The 13,619-nt window shown below is 62.4% G+C and carries 9 protein-coding genes; 4 read left to right on the top strand and 5 right to left on the bottom strand.

The window, feature by feature from the left end:
• Window positions 1-58 precede the first annotated feature (58 nt).
• Window positions 59-1,312 (top strand): MFS transporter, encoded by a 1,254-nt coding sequence (locus ACT01B_RS00315; protein WP_445145419.1) that lies wholly within the window; start codon window positions 59-61, stop codon window positions 1,310-1,312.
• 113 nt (window positions 1,313-1,425) lie between these two features.
• On the opposite strand, the gene ACT01B_RS00310 is transcribed toward ACT01B_RS00315, so the two are convergent.
• The 3 genes from ACT01B_RS00310 to ACT01B_RS00300 form a co-directional block, all read right to left on the bottom strand.
• On the bottom strand, window positions 1,426-2,289 hold the full coding sequence (locus ACT01B_RS00310; protein WP_445145418.1) for a DNA ligase: 864 nt from the start codon (window positions 2,287-2,289) through the stop codon (window positions 1,426-1,428).
• A 214-nt stretch (window positions 2,290-2,503) separates the two neighbouring features.
• Window positions 2,504-3,913: a type I glutamate--ammonia ligase gene (gene glnA, locus ACT01B_RS00305; protein WP_445145417.1), complete on the bottom strand. Its 1,410-nt coding sequence runs from the start codon at window positions 3,911-3,913 to the stop codon at window positions 2,504-2,506.
• A gap of 374 nt (window positions 3,914-4,287) precedes the next feature.
• Window positions 4,288-7,578, bottom strand: coding sequence for a protease pro-enzyme activation domain-containing protein (locus ACT01B_RS00300; RefSeq protein WP_445145416.1), 3,291 nt, complete (start codon window positions 7,576-7,578; stop codon window positions 4,288-4,290).
• Between the two features lie 159 nt (window positions 7,579-7,737).
• Between ACT01B_RS00300 and ACT01B_RS00295 the strand changes: the two genes are divergently transcribed.
• On the top strand, window positions 7,738-9,447 hold the full coding sequence (locus ACT01B_RS00295; RefSeq protein WP_445145415.1) for a sensor histidine kinase: 1,710 nt from the start codon (window positions 7,738-7,740) through the stop codon (window positions 9,445-9,447).
• Window positions 9,448-9,480: 33 nt separating this feature from the next.
• On the opposite strand, the gene ACT01B_RS00290 is transcribed toward ACT01B_RS00295, so the two are convergent.
• On the bottom strand, window positions 9,481-10,143 hold the full coding sequence (locus ACT01B_RS00290) for a response regulator transcription factor (RefSeq protein WP_445145414.1): 663 nt from the start codon (window positions 10,141-10,143) through the stop codon (window positions 9,481-9,483).
• 269 nt (window positions 10,144-10,412) lie between these two features.
• On the opposite strand from ACT01B_RS00290, the gene ACT01B_RS00285 reads away from it, so the two are divergent.
• Window positions 10,413-11,207 carry an undecaprenyl-diphosphate phosphatase gene (locus ACT01B_RS00285; RefSeq protein WP_445145413.1) on the top strand — a complete coding sequence of 265 codons (795 nt, stop codon included), beginning with the start codon at window positions 10,413-10,415 and terminating at the stop codon, window positions 11,205-11,207.
• A 10-nt stretch (window positions 11,208-11,217) separates the two neighbouring features.
• Here ACT01B_RS00285 and ACT01B_RS00280 read toward each other — a convergent pair whose 3' ends face one another.
• Window positions 11,218-12,171 (bottom strand): LysR family transcriptional regulator, encoded by a 954-nt coding sequence (locus ACT01B_RS00280; protein ID WP_445145412.1) that lies wholly within the window; start codon window positions 12,169-12,171, stop codon window positions 11,218-11,220.
• A 145-nt stretch (window positions 12,172-12,316) separates the two neighbouring features.
• Here ACT01B_RS00280 and ACT01B_RS00275 point away from each other — a divergent pair, with 145 nt between their 5' ends.
• On the top strand, window positions 12,317-13,516 hold the full coding sequence (locus ACT01B_RS00275) for an efflux RND transporter periplasmic adaptor subunit (RefSeq protein ID WP_445145411.1): 1,200 nt from the start codon (window positions 12,317-12,319) through the stop codon (window positions 13,514-13,516).
• Window positions 13,517-13,619: the final 103 nt, after the last annotated feature.

Genomic DNA, 13,619 nt, shown 5'->3' with positions numbered 1-13,619 from the left:
CGGCGGCGTTCACCCTTCAAGTGTTGTTTGCTCGTCCTTTCGGCGCGAGGTCCATCTGATGTTCACCCACGGCCGGCGCTGGTGGATTATTTCCCTGGTCGCCCTCGGCACCGTTCTCAATTACCTCGCGCGCTCCTCCCTGTCGGTGGCCGCCCCTACCCTCAAGGCGGCGTTCGACATGTCGACGCGCGAGTACAGCTGGGTGGTGGCGACGTTCCAAGGGGCGTATACGGTCATGCAACCCATCGCCGGCTGGTTGCTGGACCAAGTTGGCCTGCGCCTGGGCTTTGCCTTATTTGCCGTAGGTTGGTCTCTTTCCAATTGCGCTCACGCGTTCGCAAACGGCTGGCTGAGCCTCGCCTTCTTTCGCGGGCTGTTGGGCATGACCGAATCCGCCGCCATACCGAGCGGATTGAAGGTCGTCTCCGAGTGGTTCCCTCCCAAGGAACGTACGGTGGCCACCGGTTGGTTCAATATCGGCTCGTCGCTCGGCGGCATGATCGCGCCGCCCCTGGTGATCTTTTGCATCTTGCACTGGGGATGGCAGGTCGCGTTCGTCGTCACGGGCGGTTTGGGATTCTTATGGGCGGCCCTGTGGTATGCGGGCTATCGTCAACCTGAGCATGACCCGAAGCTGGGCGCCGCTGAGCGCGCGTACATTCTTGACGGCCGGTCGATGAGCCCACCCGTGGGCAAGGCAGATGCGTGGCACACCGTGTTGGCGTCACGCGAGTTCTGGAGCATTGCCATTCCACGCTTCCTGGCAGAGCCCGCCTGGCAAACGTTCAATTTCTTCATTCCGCTCTACTTGTACGAAGCCCGCCACATGGACCTGCAGCAGGTGGCGGCGTTTGCATGGCTTCCCTTCCTGGCGGCGGACGCCGGTTCGCTCTTCGGCGGCTACCTGGCGCCGTGGCTGATGCGTCGCTTCGGCGCTTCGTTACTGACCTCGCGCAAGCTGGTCATGACGCTCGGCGCATCGCTGATGATGGGTCCCGCTGCTATTGGACTCGCTGATAGCGCGACCTTGGCCATCGTGCTTTTTTGCGTGGGCGGCTTTGCTCACCAGATGTTATCGGGCGCACTGATGACACTCTCAGCCGACATTTTCGATAGCCGCGTCGTAGCCACCGCGACCGGCATGGCGGGTTCGGCGGCATGGATAGGGGGACTCGCGTTCTCGCTCGTGGTCGGCGCGTTGGCGGACCAGCTCGGCTATCACCCTTTGTTTGCGAGCTTGGGTGTGCTGGATATCATGGCGGCCGTGGTCCTGTGGATCCTGCTGCGCGAACGGCAAAACCATCACGGATGAACTTGCTGATCGGGCTGCCCGGTGGCCAGTGACCGTGCTGGACGAAGGTGTTTTCTTCGTGGCCTCGAACGTCACACTACGACGCCCGTTGCCCTTCACCTCGTGGACCGCGTTCACCTGTCTTCACGAATCCTCATGAAGGTGGCGAAGCGAGGCTTGCCGCTTGAGGTCGTGCCGCGGTATCGATAGGTCACCTGACTGCCGACGGGCGGTGGGTTGCCGCGCTGTTCGTCGGTGAAGCCCGAGCCCAATCGGAAACGCATTCCGTCCGGCGTTTCGACCAGCAATGCACCCAGCATGCCGCTGTATTTTCCCTTGCCGGGGAGATGCGCGATCACGCGGGCCTCCGCGTCGTCATAGGGTTTGAACTTCAACAGATCATCGTTGCGCCCTGCGCGATAGAGGGAGGCGCCACGGTGCAGCATCAGACCTTCGCCACCTAGTTGCGCCACCTGATCCAGCCTCGCTTTAAGTGCGGCGTCGTTGGCAACTTTGTATTGCGGGACGTACTGCACCCAGGATACGTTGAGCCTATCTACCGTTCGCTTCAGCACCGCGATGCGTTCGGTAAATGGGCCGTGATGTGCCGGCAGATCGAACACCATGTAACGAACGCGACGCCATGCGGCATCGTCGGCGGGCTGTTGGCGAATGATCGCCGACGCCACCTCGAATTCCCCACGCCCTACCCAAAGCTCGCCATCCAGCGGCGTCTTTGGCCAGCCAGCCGTGAACCAGGCGGGTGAATGGATGGAGGCGCCACTGCGCGTGAGGAGTTTTTCGCCGTCCCAATAGCCGCGCACGCCATCGTATTTTTCGCTGACCCAATAATCGTCAAGCGCGATGCCAGCGTGATAGACGTTCGCCAACATGATCGGCGACGCCACCTGCTCTGCGAGCGCGGGTGGGCTCGTGACAAGCGCGAGCAAAATGAATAACACACCGAGAACGGCGCTGGATCTGGCGGGCTGGCGCATGACGTTCCCCTATCGCAACCTGTTCCAGATGCTGAAGGTACGCCTCCGACTTGGTCGAGGGAGCCGGTGCACTGCCTGCTATTCGGTCGCTGTCCGCCTGAAATCCCTGCCAAGCAAGAACGATCCAGGGCGACGCACGGCACTTCGCGCAGCTTTGAAAAGCACAACGGGCGCCTAGGCGCCCGTTGTTTTTCCCAGCCTCAGAGCTACGCGATCAGAGCGCGTAGTACATCTGGAACTCCAGCGGATGCGTGCTGGCGCGGTAGCGGGTCACTTCCTGCATCTTCACGCCGATGTAGGCGTCGATGAAGTCGTCGGTGAACACGCCACCGGCCTTGAGGAAGTCGCGGTCCTTGTCGAGCGCTTCCAGCGCCTGGTCGAGGCTGGAGCACACCTGCGGGATGTTCTTCTCTTCTTCCGGCGGCAGGTCGTACAGATCCTTGTCGGCCGGTGCACCCGGGTCGATCTTGTTGATGATGCCGTCGAGGCCGGCCATCATCAGCGCGGTGAACACCAGGTAGCCCGAGTTCATCGGATCAGGGAAGCGCACTTCGATACGACGGCCCTTCGGGCTGGACACGTACGGGATGCGGCAGCTGGCCGAGCGGTTGCGGGCCGAGTAGGCCAGCATCACCGGCGCTTCGTAACCCGGCACCAGGCGCTTGTAGCTGTTGGTGGTGGAGTTGGCGAATGCATTGATGGCCCTGGCGTGCTTGAAGATGCCGCCGATGTACCACAGCGCCGTCTGCGACAGGCCGCCGTACAGATCACCCGCGAACAGGTTATTGCCGTCCTTCGCCAGCGACTGGTGCACGTGCATGCCGCTGCCGTTGTCGCCAACGATGGGCTTGGGCATGAAGGTGACGGTCTTGCCGTTCTGGTGGGCGACGTTCTTGATGACGTACTTCATCGTCATCAGTTCGTCGGCCTTCTGCACCAGGGTGTTGAAGCGCACGCCGATCTCACACTGGCCGGCATTGGCCACTTCGTGGTGATGCACTTCGACGACTTGGCCGAGCGACTCCAGCACCTTGCACATGTCGGCGCGAAGGTCACCCAGCGAATCGACCGGGCTGACCGGGAAGTAGCCGCCCTTCACACCCGGGCGATGACCGGTGTTGTTGTCCTCGTACTTGTAGCGCGAGCTCCACGCAGCTTCTTCGGAGCCGATTTCGTAGAACACGCGGCCCATGTCGTTCTGCCACCGCACGGAATCGAAAATGAAGAACTCCGGCTCTGGGCCGAAGAAGGCCGTGTCGGCAATGCCGGTGGACTTCAGGAAAGCCTCGCCGCGCTTGGCGATGGAGCGCGGGTCGCGGCCGTAGGCCTGCATGGTCGACGGCTCGAGCACATCGCAATGCAGCACCATCTGGGTGTGCGAGCTGAACGGGTCGATGTAAGCGGTGTCCGGATCCGGCAGCAGGATCATGTCGGACTCGTTGATGCCCTTCCAGCCGGTGATCGACGAGCCGTCGAACATCTTGCCGTCCTCGAAGGTGCCTTCGTCGATGGAATGCGCCGGGAACGTGACGTGGTGATGCTTGCCGAGCATGTCGGCAAAGCGGAAGTCGACGAATTCGACTTCGTGTTCCTGGATCAGATCGAGAACTTTCTGGGCGGACATGGCAAACCTCGAGGGTTGAAAGGAGAGAACAATGACCCTTATTAGCAAGGCGTGTGCCACGCCATAAAAACCTGGCACGACAGTGACTTAAAGGGTCAGGCCAGCAACGGCCAAGACCGATTTGCACATTAATGGTGCAATGTTGACTGGAGCTTGCCCAAAATTGCGGCAACCGGACAGCGCACTGCCCAGCTTAGCGCACAGCCACGGCACCGGACATCCAGCAAAGCGCGGCAGTCGCCTTCTCCGCGTTAAGGCCCATGGCCTGGCAGCCTTGGCATCGCTCGACCAAGCTTGGAACGAAAAGGGTCGGGCATGTGCCCGACCCTCTTGGTTCCGGCCGCGAAGCAAGGCTCCGCCGCCACTGGCCAGACTTACGGCGAGGCCGGCAGCGTCACGCCACCCGAGGCTGCGGTGCCCTGCAGTCGCACGGCCTGCACCTTGGCACCGGTCGGGATGACCAGCGGCGCACCGGTGGAGTCCACCACGCGGAGCGACTGGAAACCGTTGCCGGTGCTCTGCCACTGGTAGACGTCACCCGTGCTGCCTACCCACAGGATGTCGGCCAGGCCGTCGCCGTCGTAGTCGGCGATGCTGGACATCGCATAACCCTTGGGCACGTCGCGAGTCTGCTGGTCGACCACGGTGAAGCCATTCATGATCCACCAACCCATCTTGTTGTGTGCCGGATTGGTCCAGATCAAGTCGGTCTTGCCGTCACCATTGAGGTCACCGGCGCCATACAGGACGAAGCCAGCTTGGTGATCGGCGACGCGCTGCCTGACGAAGTCACCCGCCTGGTTGTTGATCCATACGTAGACATTGTTGTTGGAAGGATTGGTCCAGACGATATCGGCGTAGCCGTCGCCGTTGACGTCAGCCACGGTGGGCACATAGCCCGGCATGGAAGCCATCGGGGTCGGGGTTTCCACGCCGAAGTGGTAGCTGCGAGCACCGCGGACGAAGACCAGTCCGAGATCGAGCTGCCACCACTCGATCTGGCCCGTGCTGTTGTTCATCCACAGCAGTTCGTCCTTGCCGACGCCATCGAAGTCGCCCGCACCCACCAGGGTCCAGTTCGGATCGTAAGGGTTGCCTACAGCATGGGCCAGGTAGCTGCCTTGCCCGCCCGAACCACTGGACAGCCAGACCTTGAGTTGATCGTCGGGGCCGGTCCAGGCCAGGCTGGCCAGATCGAATCCGGGCACGAAGAAGTTCGGCCCGGTGCCCGACGGATCGTCGATGTGAGGATAGAAGGCGCCGATCGCGCCGATCGTGTAACCCTTGGCGACCGACTGCGACTTGGTTTGTAGCGCGATACTGCCCTTCATCGCGATGTCGGTGAAGATACCCGCCACCGGATCGACCAGCGCGATGTCGCTGTAGCCATCCTGCCCCGGCAGATACGGACTCAGGAAGTCGCCCGGAGAGGCGTAACCGCGCTTGCGAGGCTGGTCGTAGGCCACCATCGCATTGACCAGGTTTGCCACATTGACGCTGCCCAGGCCGGTCGCGTAATCGTAGCCGGCGCCGGTCTTCCAGGCCGGTGCCAGCGCGACATCGCCGCCGTGGCTGAGCACACCAAAGCTGTTGCGTGCCGCACCGCTAAAGCAGTCGCTCGTGCCGACGTAGCAGGGCTCGTCGATGTCGCCCTGGGTGATGTCGTTGAATACGCAATGGTTGGTGAGCGACGTGCCGTTGGACGAATTGCACGCACTCAGCTTGGCCTTGTTCGGTGATGCGTTCGTGCCGTATTCCCTCGCGCCCAGCTCATACAGTGCCGGTGCGATGTTGCCATGGCTCTGACCCGAGGCCTGGTTGATCAAGGCCTGGATGCCAGCCATGGCCGGCGCTGCGAAGGACGTGCCACCAGCGCTGTTGAACAACACGTTGTCCGGATTGCTGTAGTCACACGAGGTGCCCCCAACATTCGGGTCGGACATGCAGAAGATCAGCGCATGGCCATACAGGCCGTTGGCCGCGAACAGGGCGATATCCGGTTGCATGCGCGTAGCGCTGGATGGCGCGCCGTAGACGCCCGTCTGCCAGATCGGCTGGCTCCACAAGACGCTGGGGCCCCCGCTGCCGCCCGCGGTGTTCATGTAGTTTTGGCCTGTGGCGGCGTTGCACGCCGTCACGCCGTTCTTGAGATTGAGTACCGCATCGAGCTTGCTGCTGGCGCAGGAGTCGTTCCAGGTCTGCTCCGGGATATAGCCCAGCGCGGAAAGCCCGCCAGCCAGGTTGGTCGAGGTCCAGTAATGGGCCGTCTTGCCGAAGTCGTCGAAGTCCGTGCCACCTACCGACACGTTGAACGGCGTGGATGACATCGCATTGACGTTGATGCCGAATGATGCGGCGCGTTGGTTCTGGTCGCAGCCAGCCGAGCCTGCATCGCCGGAAGACACATAGACCGTGACGCCTTCGGCTGCAGCCTGCTGCCAGATCAGCCCCACCGTGTTGACGACATTGGTGATGCTGAGGACTTCGCATTCACCGTAGCTGAGGCTGAATACCGGCGGTGGAGGCGCGTCCTGATTGTTGAGCATGTTGAGCGCCGCCGTGAACGGGCCGAACGTGGGGCTGTTGCTGTCATCGCAGGAAGCGAACACCACGTGCGCATCCGGTGCCGCGGCTCCGATCCATTCCGCATCCAGCGCCGCCTCGCCCTCGTCCCCATTGCGGCCCGGGTCTGCGCAGCTGGTGTCGCCGGCAAACGCGACCGGATTGAGATAACTGACCGTGCCCTTGGCGTCAGCCGGCAGGAAGGCGCTGCGGAAAGTCGCGATGTCAGCTGGCAGCACGTCGGTACGCTCGAGCACCGCCACCGTCTGGCCCGCGCCACGAATCGGCGTGGCCTGGCCCCAAAGCGGCTCCACGTTGTAGATCTTGTTGAAATCTGCCGGCGCGACGTCGTAGATGGTCTGCTTGTTCAGATCGCCCGGCGGGACGGTGTAGTCCGGGCTCAAGGCCACCTGCTGCCACTTGCCCGAGTGCTTATCTTTACGGACCACACCGACATTGTGGTACTGCGGTTTTGGAAAAAAGTTGTCCAGCGACGCAACACCCATCACCACCGGCGACAGCGCCTCAGGAATTTGTTGCTCGCTCGTATTCGCGAAATGCGACTCGCCGTTGAGCTGGTAGCTATGCATCTGGGTATGGAAGGCGTTGCCGACTGCCGACGCCGTGCCCGAGAAGCGGATCATCATGCCCGTGGGCAGGACCTTGTCGACCTTCAGGCCCTGCGAGGTCAGCCACTGCGTCACCTTGGTAATGTCCGATTGCGCCGGGCCAAACATCGAGCCGACCTGCGTGGCCGTCAGCCACTGGTGATAATGCGGCGAGCTCGGATTGTTCAGCTCATTGACATAGGCGTCGAATCGGCCTTGCTTTTCCGGACTGCGCTTGAGTAGCAGCGTCATGTTGTGGATAGGCACGGCGCTGGACAGCGCACCCGCATCATTGGCAATGGCGGCCCTGAGTGCACGGCTGCCTTGCACCGTGACCAGGCGCTTGTTATCCACCGCATCGGTAATGCGTGCAGTGTCCGGCGCGAGCGCCGGCACCGCAGTGGCAGGCGCGGTGGCCGCCGTGGCGCCAAGCGGTATGGCGCCAAGCAATAAGAATCCTGCGGCGAGCAAGCCGCCGTATCGAATCATAGGCATGTTCTTTCCTCCCAAAGATGGACGTGCGTCCACAAATTGATGTGTGCCCACCCGTTTCTGGGCAACATCGCGCACCGGCGTCTCACACAAGCCCAGCTCGGCACGGTTTCATCGCACTGACATCATTCAACGATGAAATCGCTTCGTCCCACTCCATCCATGGGCCGCACGATGGTGACTGGCGGACCACAGATGCAGGCCCCCTGCGACTTTCACTGCCGTTTTCCCCAAACCCGCACTGTGCCAACGCCGGGGGCTGGCACAAGAGGGCTCCCTACGGAAAGTAGGGAAGACACTGTTCCCCGTCACGCACGACTTCTTCGCTCGACTTACCAAATCTCATCGCGCAACATCGGCAAGCCGCCGAAGACCTGGCATGCGGACATGCACATTCGCCTCAGTACTGACCACTCATCGAGAAAAGCGATGTGGCACCGCCTTAAAGCCTGGTTAGACCGTATTCCGATCAGTGACCCTGTCGATCGGCGCAACGCCGTCTTCATGCAGATCTTCCTGGCCTTCGAAGGCTGCCGAACGCCACTGATGAAGATCTACTTGTTGTCGTCCGAGTGGGCTTACATGACAGCCGCCTTTTTCGAGAAGACGGCATCGGGCAAGAGCCTTTCCATTACCGTCGACCTGGGAACCGACCTGGCCATGACGGTGGCCGCCTGGCTTGGCGTCTACCTGATCCGCATCGGCAAGTTCAAACAGGCCGTTACACAATTCCTTGCCGTACAACTTGTCTCGGGTCTGTTTGCTTACGGGACCTTCGGATACAAGGTGTCACCAGGCGATTCGCTGCTGGTCATGGCGCTGGCCCTGGGCGGCCTAATGCTCGGGCGTCGTGCGCTATGGGCGATTTATGTCTCGATACTGCTGATCTTCGCGGCAGGCATGACGTCGGATTACCTGCACGATCCGAGCGTGCATCGCGGTGTGTTCGCCGCGTATAGCAGCCTGCTGTTCCGCACGTTCAGCTATGCGCTGATCACGATCATCCTGGACCGAAGCATCGGCGCGCTGCGCGAGGCGCTGGCGGAATCGGATATGCATCGGCGGCAATTGCAGCTGGAGATGTTGGAACGCGAACGCGCGCAGGAACAATTGCTGCACGCCCACAAGATGGAAGCCGTCGGCCAGCTGGCACAGGGCATTGCGCATGATTTCAACAATGTGCTCGGCATCATCCTGGGCTTTGCGAGAGAACGTCACCGGCTGGACGAGCCCGACGCCGAACCTCGCGCGGACGCGATGGCGCTTGCGCAAGCGCTTGCCGGCGTCGAGATGGCTGCACGTCGTGCCGACTCGATCAGTCGCAAGCTGCTCAATTTCAGTCGACGCGACTCTCCCCACGTCGAGATCTTCGATGTGGCAGAGGCCACGTCGGACCTGCATCCGTTGTTGCGCCAGTTGTTTCCGTCAAATGTCTCGATGTCCATCCAGACTCCCGGCTACCCGCTGCCCATCCGCTTTGATCGCAGCCAGTTCGAACTGGCGATCCTGAACATTGCGGCCAACGCCCGGGACGCTATGCCAGAGGGCGGCGGGTTTGAAATCGTCGTGGCGCCGGACGGTCGGGAGACCGTGTCGCTGACGCTGCGCGATGACGGTGCCGGGATGAACGAGGAGACGAAATCCCGGATCTTCGAGCCGTTCTTTACGACCAAGCCGATCGGCAGCGGCACGGGTGTCGGCTTGACTGTCGTCTACAACCTCGTCCGCCACGCTCATGGATGGATCGAGGTACACAGTGCGCCAGGCATCGGCACCAGGTTTCAGATCCGACTTCCGCTGGCTAGCGAAAGTCCTGCAGGAACAGGGGAAATGGCGCGGGCAGGGCTCGCACTCCAGGATGTTCCTTCATGAGTCTCAGGATGACGGCGACCGCTTCGCAACGCGTCAAATGAGCACGAACACATAGCCTTCGCCGTGCACGGCATTCAACGGCAACGGCACGCCAAGCACGCGCTCTACTTTTTTGCGCAACCTGTGGATGAGCGAATCCAGCCGGTGCGGATCAAAGTCGTAGGCATTGGGCGTGAACTTGGCAATCAATTCGCTGCGTAGGACCAATTGATTCGGGGTCTCGAGGAGCGCGGCCAGCAGCCGGCTCTCGGCCTTGGTGATGGCAACGACGCCACCCCCCGGTGAAAGCAGGCACCAGCCGTCAGCATCCAGTCGCCATCGTCCCGTCGCTGGTGACGGTGTGCTCCGCAAACGGCGCGCCAGGCTGAAAAGTGTCGCGGCCAGCACGTCGATGTCGACCGGCTTCGAAAGGTAGGCGTCGGCCCCTTCGGTCAGCCCACGTACTCGATCGATGTTCTCATGCCGCCCCGTCAGCATGACGATGCCCACCTCCGGCCGCAGCGCGCGAACCTGGCGGGCCAGGTCAAAGCCGTCCCCATCCGGCAGGCCCACGTCCAGTACCAGGATATCGGGCCAGTTTTCCGCGGTATGAACCGCAAGGTCCGAGGCCCTGCCAATGGCCACGACATCGAAGCCGAACCTGCGCAGCTGGGGCGTGAGCACGTGATCCCGCAACAAGTCATCATCTTCAAGCACAAGCACTCGAAGCGGGGATGGAACGGGGACATCGGGCAAGACCGGGACACCCATCGTAGATTTCTTCCATGGATAGCAGAAATCAGGCAAGCACGCCCACGATCGGCTCACCGTTGAATCGACTGCGCTGCACGATCGTCCTGCCATTCACAATCGTCGCTCGTGCCTTGTCGGGTGACCGGTGAAGCGCATCGTGATGCTTGCCCTTATGCTATGCCACCGCGTGCCGCTACGTAGCTGGCAGCCACCTTATCCGGAGTCCGTTCCCCGTGAGTGACCTGATCAACGTCATCCTGCTCGGCATCATCGAAGGCATTACCGAGTTTCTGCCGATCTCGAGCACGGGGCATCTGCTGATTGCCGAGAAGTTTGGTCTCGGCGGACGCTCGGACCTGTTCAATGTAGGCATTCAGGCCGGCGCCATCCTGGCGGTGACCTTTATCTATTGGAGCCGCATCTGGGAGCTGTTCACCCGCTGGCGCGAACCGGCCAATCGCGACTATCTGCTGAAGCTGGTGGTGGCCTTTCTGATTACGGCCGTGCTGGGTCTGGTCGCGGTGAAGCTCGGCTTCAAGCTGCCGGAAGCCGTGACACCGGTGGCCTGGGCGCTGGTGATCGGCGGTGTCTGGATGCTTGCGGCCGAGCGCCTGGCGGCGCGGCAGCCGGATCGCACGGAAGTGACCTGGCGGGTGGCCATCCTGGTCGGTATCGCGCAGATGGTGGCGGGTATCTTCCCGGGCACCTCGCGCTCCGCCGCCACCATCTTCACCGCCATGCTGGCGGGTACCAGCAACCGCGCGGCCGCCACCGAATTCGCCTTCCTGGTCGGTATTCCCACCATGTATGCCGCCTCCGGCTATGAGTTGCTGAAGGTGGTGAAGGAAGGTGGCGTGCACGAAGACTGGACTGCCCTGGTGGTCGGCTTCATCGTGTCCGGCATCGTGGGCTTTATCGCCGTGAAGTGGCTGCTCGGCTATATCCGCAGCCACCGCTTCACGCCGTTTGCGATCTACCGCATCGCCCTGGGCATTGCCCTGTTGCTGCTGGTGCCGGCGGGCGCGTAAGCGCCCGTGCTCAAGCGCGGATGCGCTCGGGCTCCGCCGTCACTGCCACTGGTTTCTTGTGCCGCTCCGGCTCATTGGTACGTTCAAATACCTCGCGCACCCATTCGATGAAAGCCTGCACGCGCGCCGACAGGTGCTTTTTCTGCGGATAGACGATCCATACTGGCTTGCCAGTGGACATGGTGTCGGTCATCACCAGTTCTAGCTTGCCAAAGTCGAGCATGCAGGCAGCAATGATGTGCGGCGTCTGAGTGATGCCCAGCCCCGACACCACGGCCTGGATCACCGACTCGGCATCATTGATCAGCATGTGCGCATCGATGTCGACACTGACCTGTCCACTGGGTGTATCGAACTGCCACTGTCGTGGGCGGCCGTTGGGAGCGACGTAGTTGATGCAGCGATGCTGCTTGAGATCTTCGATGCTCTGCGGCGCCCCGTAGCGCGCGAGATACTCGGGCGAGGCGCATACCACGTTGCGCAGGTAGCCGATCTTGCGTGCGATGAGGCTGGAATCTTCCAGCGGGCCCAGGCGAATGGCACAGTCGATGCCTTCCTCATTGAGGTCATAGGCGTAGTCGCACATCGACAGTTCGAGGCGGATATCCGGGTAGCGCTGCTCGAACTCGGCCAGTCGCGGAATCAGCACGGCACGCCCCACGGCAGCCGGGACACCGATCCGCAACTTGCCGCTGGGCTTTCGGCTGGCATAGCCCAGCGCCTCAGTGGCCTCGGTGAGATCGGCAAGGATTTCCTTGCAACGTGCGTGGAACGAGGCCCCATCGTCGGTCAATCGCAGCGAACGCGTCGAGCGGAACAGCAGCCGGGCGCCCAGCTGTTCCTCCAGCCGCGACACGGCGCGACTGACCCCGGAAGGGGTCATGCCCAGTTGGGCGGCAGCGGCGGCAAAGCTTTTGGCCTCGACGACGCGGACAAAGGCGGAGATTGCGGCAAAGTCTTCCATAGGCTGGCTTCTCACCCCATTCGTGACTCGCAGTCACTATTGCGTTGCACCAAAACGTATTTATTGAACCCGATGGTACACCTAATCTCTCGGCCCTGTTCGTCGGCGTGCCCCTGCCCCGACGACTTCAATCTGGGAGCGCGACATGAAGAAACAATGGATCCTCGCCATTCTTGCCCTGGCCGTGGTGGCTGGCAGCTGGGGCTTGCTCGGCCATAGCGCTGACACCCACGCCCAAACGGCGCCTGCGGGGGCACCGCCTCCGGTCACCGTTTCTCAGGTGCTGGTCCGCCCGGTCGACGACGCCGACGAGTTCACCGGCCGCCTGCAGGCCGTCGACACCATCCAGTTGCGGCCACGCGTCGGCGGCTATGTCGACTCGGTGCACTTCCAGGAAGGCGCCGCCGTGCGCAAGGGGCAGCTGCTGTTTCGCATCGACCCGCGCCCTTACCAGGCCGAAGTCGATCGCCTCAGCGCGAACCTGAGCCAGGCCCGGTCCGAGCAGGTGCTGGCCCAGGCCAATGCCGAACGCGGGCGCCGGCTGCTGGAACAGCACGCCGTCGCCCGTGAAGAAGCCGACCGCCTGGCCACCGCTGCCGAAAGCGCCAAGGCCCAGGTCGCCTCGACCACGGCCGCGCTGGATGCCGCCCATCTCAATCTCAGCTTCACCGAGGTGCGCGCACCGATCGATGGCCGCGTCAGCAATGCCCTGGTGACGCCGGGCAACCTGGTCACCAGCAGCGACGTGCTGACCAGCGTGGTGAGCATCGACCCGGTCTACGCCTACTTCGATGTGGACGAACACAGCTACCTGAAGTTCGATCGTCAGCGTCGCGAACATGGCAGCTCGCCGCAGATCACCATGGCGCTGGCCGACGAGAAGGGCTTTCCGCATACCGGCCGCATCGACTTCGTCGACAACCAGCTGCGCGCGGGCAGCGGCACGATCCGACTGCGTGCCGTGTTCGACAACGCTGACGCGCGCTACACCCCGGGCCTCTACGTACGCATCCAGCTGCGCAGCGATAGCCGCGAGCCACGTGCCCTGGTCGACGACCGCGCTGTCGCCACCGACCTCGGCAACAAGTTCGTCTACGTGATCGACAAGGATCGCAAGGTTGAATACCGCCGCGTGGTTACCGGCCCCCTGCTCGATGGCCTGCGCGTGGTGACGGAAGGCCTCGACGCCAAGGACGTGGTCATCGTCAACGGCCTACAGCACGTGCGGCCGGGTGTGGAAGTGAACCCGACCAAGGTGGCGATGGAAACGCGCAGCCTCGATCCGAACAAGCAGCTGGCGCAGGCCGGTGGTAGCTCGGTGCAGAACGCGGCGCGGAACCCGTAACCACGGCTCCTAATTCGTCATTCCAGCGAACGCTGGGATGACGGTTCTACCGAATCTTCCTCGAAGCAGCACACAACGACGCTTCTCCCGCCCAACGGGAGAG

This window comes from Dyella sp. Tek66A03 (assembly GCF_052567735.1).
Note: the sequence above shows the minus strand (reverse complement) of the source record. Positions and strands in the feature narration are given on the sequence as shown.

What these genes read in the sequence shown, in the direction of transcription:
- ACT01B_RS00295 (WP_445145415.1), top strand. Translation starts at nt 7,738, where the DNA reads ATGGGCCGCACGATGGTGACTGGCGGACCACAGATGCAGGCCCCCTGC.
- glnA (WP_445145417.1), bottom strand. Translation starts at nt 3,913, where the DNA reads ATGTCCGCCCAGAAAGTTCTCGATCTGATCCAGGAACACGAAGTCGAA.
- ACT01B_RS00275 (WP_445145411.1), top strand. Translation starts at nt 12,317, where the DNA reads ATGAAGAAACAATGGATCCTCGCCATTCTTGCCCTGGCCGTGGTGGCT.
- ACT01B_RS00280 (WP_445145412.1), bottom strand. Translation starts at nt 12,171, where the DNA reads ATGGAAGACTTTGCCGCAATCTCCGCCTTTGTCCGCGTCGTCGAGGCC.
- ACT01B_RS00300 (WP_445145416.1), bottom strand. Translation starts at nt 7,578, where the DNA reads ATGCCTATGATTCGATACGGCGGCTTGCTCGCCGCAGGATTCTTATTG.
- ACT01B_RS00315 (WP_445145419.1), top strand. Translation starts at nt 59, where the DNA reads ATGTTCACCCACGGCCGGCGCTGGTGGATTATTTCCCTGGTCGCCCTC.
- ACT01B_RS00310 (WP_445145418.1), bottom strand. Translation starts at nt 2,289, where the DNA reads ATGCGCCAGCCCGCCAGATCCAGCGCCGTTCTCGGTGTGTTATTCATT.